General features: G+C 73.8%; 7 protein-coding genes. 6 read left to right on the top strand and 1 reads right to left on the bottom strand.

Going from position 1 to position 7,866, the window contains the following annotated elements:
• The first annotated feature begins 20 nt into the window (after positions 1-20).
• A complete protein-coding gene (locus tag JWR81_RS03865) occupies positions 21-1,055 on the top strand; it encodes a dihydroorotate dehydrogenase (RefSeq protein WP_297646631.1) in 1,035 nt (344 codons plus the stop codon).
• Positions 1,056-1,175: 120 nt separating this feature from the next.
• A complete protein-coding gene (locus JWR81_RS03860; protein ID WP_297646629.1) occupies positions 1,176-1,829 on the top strand; it encodes an HAD-IA family hydrolase in 654 nt (217 codons plus the stop codon).
• A gap of 64 nt (positions 1,830-1,893) precedes the next feature.
• On the opposite strand, the gene JWR81_RS03855 is transcribed toward JWR81_RS03860, so the two are convergent.
• Positions 1,894-2,616, bottom strand: coding sequence for a DUF2786 domain-containing protein (locus JWR81_RS03855; RefSeq protein ID WP_297646627.1), 723 nt, complete (start codon positions 2,614-2,616; stop codon positions 1,894-1,896).
• A gap of 179 nt (positions 2,617-2,795) precedes the next feature.
• On the opposite strand from JWR81_RS03855, the gene uvrC reads away from it, so the two are divergent.
• From uvrC to whiA, 4 genes are all read left to right on the top strand, one after another.
• Entirely contained in the window at positions 2,796-4,889 is a 2,094-nt protein-coding gene (gene uvrC / locus JWR81_RS03850; RefSeq protein ID WP_297646625.1) for an excinuclease ABC subunit UvrC, read from the top strand.
• Positions 4,886-5,770 (top strand): RNase adapter RapZ, encoded by an 885-nt coding sequence (gene rapZ / locus JWR81_RS03845; RefSeq protein ID WP_297646623.1) that lies wholly within the window; start codon positions 4,886-4,888, stop codon positions 5,768-5,770. Before uvrC ends, rapZ begins: the two co-directional genes overlap by 4 nt.
• On the top strand, positions 5,767-6,801 hold the full coding sequence (yvcK, locus tag JWR81_RS03840) for a uridine diphosphate-N-acetylglucosamine-binding protein YvcK (protein ID WP_297646621.1): 1,035 nt from the start codon (positions 5,767-5,769) through the stop codon (positions 6,799-6,801). The genes rapZ and yvcK overlap by 4 nt, the downstream gene beginning before the upstream one ends.
• Before the next feature lie 64 nt (positions 6,802-6,865).
• Positions 6,866-7,852 carry a DNA-binding protein WhiA gene (whiA, locus tag JWR81_RS03835; RefSeq protein ID WP_297646620.1) on the top strand — a complete coding sequence of 329 codons (987 nt, stop codon included), beginning with the start codon at positions 6,866-6,868 and terminating at the stop codon, positions 7,850-7,852.
• Positions 7,853-7,866 lie beyond the last annotated feature (14 nt).

Here is a 7,866-nt window from a genome sequence, read left to right as displayed (position 1 = left end):
CCGCACGTAGCATCGGGAGCGTGCTCCGTAGCCGTGAGATCCGTGCCAGCGAACAGGTGACCCCCGGAACCGACGAGAGCGTCCGCCTCGGCGACATCGTGCTCCGCAACCGCCTGGTGACCTCGTCGAGCCTGCTCGGCTACGGCGTCTCCAGCTCCGGCTTCTACGGGATGAGCCCGGTGGCGCTGTTCGTGCCGCTGGCGGAGTTCGGGGCGGTGACCACCCGCACGCTGACGGTGGAGCCGCGCGAGGGCCACTTCACCACCCGCGAGGACTGGGCGATCACCGAGCTGCCCGGGTTGCTCAAGCGCTACGGCACGGTGCTCCGCGGCACCGACGGCGGCTGGGTGAACGCGTTCGGCTGGTGCAACGTCGGCATCGACGCCTACCTGCGCGACTACTATCCGCGCACCCGCGACCAGCGCGTGATCATCTCGCTCGGCGGGTTCTCCGCCGAGGAGTTCGTGACGCTGGTGGACAAGGTCAACGCCGCGGTACCCGCGGGCGACATTGCGGCCGTCGAGTTCAACGTCTCCTGCCACAACGTCAACTTCGACTTCTCCACGATCCTGCAGGACGTGCTCGACGAGGCCGTGCCGCGCAGTAACCACCCGGTGATCCTCAAGCTCTCGCCCGACTACGACTACCTCCGCAACGCCCAGCAGGCGGCGAAGGCGGGGGTGGCCGCGCTGACGGCGATCAACACCGTGAAGGCGCTGCGGCTCGACCCCCGCACCGGCACCCCGTTCCTCGCCAACCGCTACGGCGGCCTCTCCGGGCGCGCGATCAAGCCCATCGGCCTGCGCGTGGTGTCGGAGCTGCGCGAGTCGGGCGTGACGCTGCCGATCATCGCCACCGGCGGCATCCGCACCGTGGACGACTGCCGCGAGTACTTCTGGGCGGGGGCCGATGCGGTGAGCCTCGGCAGCGCCGTGTGGCTCTCGAGCTATCCCGGGTACGCCCTCAGCCCGCTGCGTGCACTGCACGTTCGGCGCGTGCTGAAGGCCGTTCGGCGCTACGGACAGCACCCGCTCGGCTCCGGTGCGTCGCGCTGAGCGACGATCTTCACTCGTACGCCGGGGTCGGCCGCGTGAACGGCCCAGGAGCGAGAGGCTGGAGGAGCGGTGGAGGCCGGTGGCACGGACCCCACGCGGGCGGCGGCGCGTCGTCCACGCGTGGTGCTCTTCGATGTCTTCGAGACGATGCTGCAGGTCAGCGAGCTGCAGCATCGCTTCGTGGACGTGGGACGACCGCCCCACGAGTGGGAGGTCTTCTTCACGCGCACGCTGCGTGACGGGATGGCGCTGACCCTGGCCGGTGGGGTGCGTCCCTTCGGCGAGGTGGCTCGCGCCGCGCTGCGCACGACGGTGCGCCACACGCTCTCGGAGCAGGCGCTGGACTACGTGTTGGCCGGCTTCCGCGAGCTGCCGCCGCACCCGGACGTGGAACACGCGCTGGTGATGCTGGCCCGAGCGCGGGTGCCGGCCTACGCCTTCACCCACGGCGCGGCCTCCGTGGCCTGCGACGCGCTCGACGGCGCCGGGCTGCGCACCTACCTGCGCGGCGTGATGAGCTGCGAGAGCATCCACGCGTTCAAGCCGCCTGCGCGCGTGTACCACTGGGCCTGCCAGCAGGTGGACGCCCCGGCCGACCGCGTCGCGCTGGTGGCGGCCCACTCGTGGGATGTGCACGGGGCGGTGCGGGCCGGGCTGCTGGGCGGGCTCGCCACCCGGCTGGAGGGCGCGGTGCCGGACGTGGTTGCGCGCCCGCACGTGGCCGCGGAGCGGCTGGACGTGGTGGTGGAGCGCCTCCTGGCCCTGCCGGCGTGATCGGGGCCGGCGTGGGTGCTGCCGGCCGGGTTGCCGCCGGCCGGCCGTGCGATGGCGGGGCACCTCATGCCCCGAGCGCGCGTCGTGTGCGGGGCGTGAGGGCGCTCCCGTCGAGGTCGGCGCGCTCACCGGCGGCGGCCCCGGCCCGGAACCCGGAGCCCGACAGCATCGCGCGGCGGGCCCGGCCCATCCGGGGGAACGCCTCGGCGTAGGCGCGCTCGACCCGGGCCGACCGGTCGGCCAGCACGAGGGCGACCGGGCGGTGACCGTCGCTGGTGCCGGCGTGCTCGGCCACCGCGCCGGCCTCCGCCTCGGTGAGCCTGCGGTGCACCTCGACGGCGAACCCGTGCAGCCAGGAGCGCCGGTAGGCGGCCACCGACTCGCCGGGGCGGGCGGGTCGCTGCCGCAGCAGCTGCGACCCGGCCTGGAGCAGCAACGACGTATAGAGCAGCTCCACGCGCTCCCGGTCGGAGGCGAACCCGAACACCGTGACGGCGGCGACCTTGCCTCCCCACGCCTCGTGCAGGACCGCCCGGCAGCGCAGGGCCGACGCCGTCCACGCCAGCAGGCGGGCCTTGCCGGCGCTGTAGGGGTCGTCCATCGCGATCTGCTGCGCGCCGATCTCGTCGCGGCCGGGATCGGCGGCGGCGAGCAGCGCGTCGTCGATGCCGTGCCGGGCCATCAGCTCCACCGCCTTCGCGGTGTAGGCCTGCGCCTCGTCGGGCGTGGCGGCGCGGTCGGCCTTGGCCAGCAGCTTCCGCACGGTGTCGAGCTTGTCGGCCCCCATCGGCCCCTCCCGGATCTTCACGGCCTCGAACGGGTGTTCGGACCGAGAGATTCCTAGCAGCGGGCCCCGACAGTTTCCGCGGGCGGTCTCCGCAGTGATCGTCTACACCAGGCGATCGGGTCGCGGAGGAGGGTGGTCCGGCGACGCCCGTCGGTGCCTCGTCCTACGCTGGAGAGGTCATGCCGGATCCCGCAACGTACCGCCCCGCACCCGGGTCCATCCCGGAGGCGCCGGGGGTCTACCGCTTCTCCGACCCGCACGGTCGGGTCATCTACGTGGGCAAGGCCAAGAGCCTGCGCCAACGTCTCAACTCCTACTTCGCCGACCTCTCGGGGCTGCATCCGCGGACCCGTCAGATGGTCACCACCGCCGCGCACGTGCAGTGGACGGTCGTCGGCACCGAGGTCGAGGCGCTCCAGCTCGAGTACAACTGGATCAAGGAGTTCGACCCCCGGTTCAACGTCCGCTACCGGGACGACAAGACCTACCCGGTGCTCGCGGTCACGATGAACGAGGAGTTCCCGCGGCTGTCGGTCTACCGCGGGCCGCGCCGCAAAGGCGTGCGCTACTTCGGCCCGTACGCGCACGCCTGGGCCATCCGCGAGACGCTCGACCTGCTGCTGCGGGTGTTCCCGGCGCGCACGTGCAGCAACGGGGTGTTCAAGCGCCACGGCCAGATCGGCAGGCCCTGCCTGCTCGGCTACATCGACAAGTGCTCGGCGCCCTGCGTCGGGCGGGTCTCCGCGCAGGAGCACCGCGACATCGTCGAGGACTTCTGCGACTTCCTCGCCGGCCGCACCGACCACCTCGTGCGCCAGCTGGAACGCAGGATGGCCCAGGCGTCCGACGACCTCGAGTTCGAGCGCGCGGCCCGGCTGCGCGACGACATCGGGGCGCTCAGGCGCGCCATGGAGAAGCAGGCCGTGGTGCTCGGCGACGGCACCGACGCCGACGTCGTCGCGTTCGCGCAGGACGAGCTCGAGGCTGCCGTCCAGGTCTTCCACGTCCGCGGCGGCCGGGTCCGCGGGCAGCGCGGCTGGGTGGTCGACAAGGTCGAGCCCACCGACACTCCGCAGCTCGTCGAGCGCTTCCTCACCCAGTTCTACGGCGAGCAGGCCGCGCTCGCGGAGTCGAGCGACGACGCCCAGCAGCCGGTGCCCAGGGAGATCCTGGTCCCGGAGCTGCCCGCGGAGGTCGACGCGCTGGCCGACTGGCTGTCGGGCCTGCGCGGCTCGCGGGTCGGGATCCGGGTGCCGCAGCGCGGTGACAAGCGGGCGCTCGCGGAGACCGTGGCCCGCAACGCGGCCGAGGCCTTCACCCAGCACAGGCTGCGCCGCGCCGGCGACCTGACGGCCCGCTCGGCGGCGCTGCAGGAGATCCAGGACGGGCTCGGGCTCGACTCGGCACCGCTGCGCGTCGAGTGCATCGACATCTCGCACGTCCAGGGCACCAACGTGGTGGCGTCGCTGGTGGTGTTCGAGGACGGCCTGGCGAAGAAGTCCGACTACCGCCGCTTCGAGATCAAGGATGCGGCCGAGCTCGGCGACGTCGCCTCGATCGCCGAGGTCGTGCGGCGGCGGTTCCGCCGCTACCTCGCAGAGACCGGCGCAGAGACCGGCGCAGGGACCGGCGCAGGGACCGAATCCGGAACGAGCGGTGGTGAGCCGGCCACGGAAGGTGGGAGGAGCACGGGTAACGGCACGGAAGATCAGGGCGAAACCTCGGATATCGCTCCCGACACGCTCCCCAGCCACCGGCCCGGCATCGATCCGGAGACCGGTCGTCCGCGCAGGTTCGCCTACCCGCCCAACCTCCTCGTCGTCGACGGAGCACAGCCCCAGGCGGAGGCGGCGGCCGACGTGCTCGCCGAGCTCGGCATCACGGACGTGGCGGTCTGCGGCCTGGCCAAGCGCCTGGAGGAGGTCTGGCTGCCCGGCGAGCCGGACCCGGTGATCCTGTCGCGCACCAGCGAGGGGCTGTACCTCCTGCAGCGGATCCGGGACGAGGCGCACCGCTTCGCCATCACCTACCACCGCCAGCGTCGTTCCAAGGCCATGACGAGCAGTGAGCTCGACGGGGTGTCGGGTCTCGGCCCCGCGCGGCGCGCGACGTTGCTCAAGCACTTCGGGTCGGTCCGCAAGCTGCGGGCCGCGGACGTCGACGAGATCGCGGCGCTGCCCGGCTTCGGGCCGCGCACGGCCGCGGCCGTCCTGGAGGCGCTGGGCGCCCGCACCGAGCCCGCCGTGACCGCCGACGGCGGGAGCGGCCGGTGACCGCGGCGGACGAGCGTGCGGGCATCGAGGTCGCCCTGGTCAGCGGTCTGTCCGGGGCCGGACGCAGCACCGCGGCGAAGGTGTTGGAGGACCTCGGCTGGTTCGTCGTCGACAACCTGCCTCCCGAGCTGATCGCCACGATGGTCGACCTGGGCGCCCGCGCCCGCGGTGAGATCACGCGGATCGCCGTCGTGATGGACGTGCGCAGCCGCGCGTTCTCGGCCGATCTCGGCGCCGTCATCAAGGACCTCGACGCCCGCGGCTACCGCCCGCGCCTGCTGTTCCTGGAGGCGTCCGACGCGGTGCTGGTGCGCCGGTTCGAGCAGGTGCGCCGCAGCCACCCGCTGCAGGGCGACGGCAGGCTCGTCGACGGCATCGCCGCCGAGCGCGAGCTGCTGCAGCCGCTGCGGGAGAGCGCCGACCTCGTCGTCGACACGTCCACGGTGTCGGTGCCGCAGCTGCGCGGCATGATCGAGCGCACCTTCGGTATCGAGTCCGAGCAGGTCACGCGTGTCACGGTGCTGTCGTTCGGCTTCAAGTACGGGCTGCCGATGGACTCCGACCTCGTCGCCGACGTCCGGTTCCTGCCCAACCCGTTCTGGATCCCGGAGCTGCGCGACCAGACCGGGCGCGACGACGCGGTGCGCGACTATGTGCTGAGCCAGGAGGGCGCGGAGGAGTTCATCGCCCGCTACCTGGAGCTGCTCGGGCTGGTCGGGGCCGGGTACCGCCGCGAGGGCAAGCGCTACCTCACCGTGTCCATCGGCTGCACCGGTGGCAAGCACCGCAGCGTGGCCATCAGCGAGGAGATCGCGCGCCGGCTCTCGGGCACCGAGGGCGTCACCGTCAGCGTGGCGCACCGCGACCTGGGGCGCGAGTGACCACGGGGCACGGGGAGCCGCCACGGGGGGAGTGGCGGGCCGTCGCCCTCGGCGGCGGTCACGGGCTGCACGCCACGCTCTCGGCCATGCGCCTGCTCACCGACGACGTCACAGCCGTCGTCACCGTGGCCGACGACGGCGGCTCCTCGGGCCGGCTGCGCCGCGAGCTGGGCCTGCTCCCGCCCGGCGACCTCCGGATGGCGCTCGCAGCCCTGGCGTCCGACGACGCCGCGGGCACCCGCTGGAGCACGCTCGTGCAGCACCGGTTCGGCGGTACCGGCGCGCTCGCCGGGCACGCCGTCGGCAACCTCCTGCTGGCCGGGCTCATGGACACGCTCGGCGATCCCGTCGCGGCGCTGGACGAGGTCGCGGCGCTGCTGGGCGTCCGGGGCCGGGTGCTGCCGATGAGCTGCGACCCGCTCGACATCGAGGCCGAGGTCACGGGCCTGGGTGCGCCCGGGGACGCCCCGCACCTCATCCGCGGGCAGGTCGCGGTGGCGTCCACGCCCGGCCGGGTCCGGCGGGTCTGGCTGCGGCCCGGTGAACCCCGGGCCTGCCCGGAGGCGCTCGCCGCCATCCGCGACGCGGACGTGGTCGTGCTCGGGCCGGGATCGTGGTTCACCAGCGTGCTGCCCCACCTGCTCGTCCCGGAGCTGCGCGACGCCCTGATCGCGAGCGTGGCGCAGCGGATCGTGGTGCTCAACCTCGCCCCCGAGCCGGGGGAGACCGCCGGGTTCTCCCCGGAACAGCACCTGGCCGTACTCTCGCAGCACGCCCCGGCTCTGCGGGTCGACGCGGTGCTCGCCGACGTCGCCGCGGTGTCGGTGCCCGATCGGCTGTACGGGGCCGCGGCGATGATGCTGTCGCCGGGCGGTCGGGTCCATCTGGCCCCGATCGCAGCGGCCGATCCGCTGGTGCCGCGTCACGATCCGGCCGCCCTGGCCGAAGCACTGGGTGTCGTGATGACCGGTCAACGCCACGGGGCCGGCCGGCGACCCGTGGCGGCCGACGTCGCCGACAGGAGGACGTGAACGTGCTCGCCCATCGCGCCACTAACAGCGCTCCCGTGCCCCACCCCGTCCGGAGGTACCCCCGATGGCGATGACCGCTGCGGTCAAGGACGAGCTGAGCAGGCTCGTCGTCACCAAGCCGTGCTGCCGGCGTTCCGAGGTGGCCGCGCTGCTGCGCTTCGCGGGCGGGCTGCACATCGTCGGCGGCCGCGTCGTGATCGAGGCGGAGGTGGACACCGGTTCGGTGGCGCGCCGGCTGCGGCGCGACATCCACGAGCTCTACGGCCACACCTGCGAGGCGCACGTGATCACCGCGGGCGGCCTGCGCCGTGGCGCGCGGTACGTCATGCGCGTGGTGCGCGACGGCGAGGGGCTGGCCCGGCAGACCGGCCTGCTCGACGCCCGTGGCCGTCCGGTCCGGGGGCTCCCGCCGCCCGTGGTGTCCGGCGGCGTGTGCGACGCCGAGGCGGCCTGGCGCGGGGCGTTCCTCGCCCACGGCTCGCTCACCGAGCCCGGGCGCAGCTCCGCGCTGGAGGTCACCTGCCCCGGGCCCGAGGCCGCGCTCGCGCTCGTCGGCGCCGCTCGTCGGCTCGGCGTCACGGCCAAGGCCCGGGAGGTCCGCGGCGCCGACCGCGTCGTCGTCCGCGACGGTGACGCGATCAGCGCGCTGCTCACGCGGATGGGCGCGCACGAGTGCGTCATGGCGTGGGAGGAGCGGCGGATGCGCCGCGAGGTCCGGGCCACCGCCAACCGGCTCGCCAACTTCGACGACGCCAACCTGCGCCGCTCGGCCCGGGCCGCGGTCGCCGCGGCCGCGCGCGTGGCCCGGGCGCTGGAGATCCTCGGTGACGACGTGCCGCAACACCTGCTGGCGGCCGGCAAGCTGCGCGCCGAGCACACCCAGGCCTCGCTGGAGGAGCTCGGCCAGCTCGCCGACCCGCCCATGACGAAGGACGCGGTGGCCGGCCGGATCCGCCGGCTCCTGCACATGGCCGACAAGCGGGCCGCCGACCTGGGCATCCCCGACACCGAGTCCGCCGTCACGGCGGAGATGCTCGAGGACGAGGCCTGATCCGCGCCCCGGCC

This window comes from Pseudonocardia sp., from assembly GCF_025965585.1.
In the GTDB taxonomy this organism is placed as follows: domain Bacteria; phylum Actinomycetota; class Actinomycetes; order Mycobacteriales; family Pseudonocardiaceae; genus Pseudonocardia.
This window is presented reverse-complemented; position numbering and strand designations above follow the sequence as displayed.

Coding starts and splice junctions, on each gene's coding strand:
- JWR81_RS03855 (WP_297646627.1), bottom strand. CDS start 2,616: ATGGGGGCCGACAAGCTCGACACCGTGCGGAAGCTGCTGGCCAAGGCC.
- uvrC (WP_297646625.1), top strand. CDS start 2,796: ATGCCGGATCCCGCAACGTACCGCCCCGCACCCGGGTCCATCCCGGAG.
- whiA (WP_297646620.1), top strand. CDS start 6,866: ATGGCGATGACCGCTGCGGTCAAGGACGAGCTGAGCAGGCTCGTCGTC.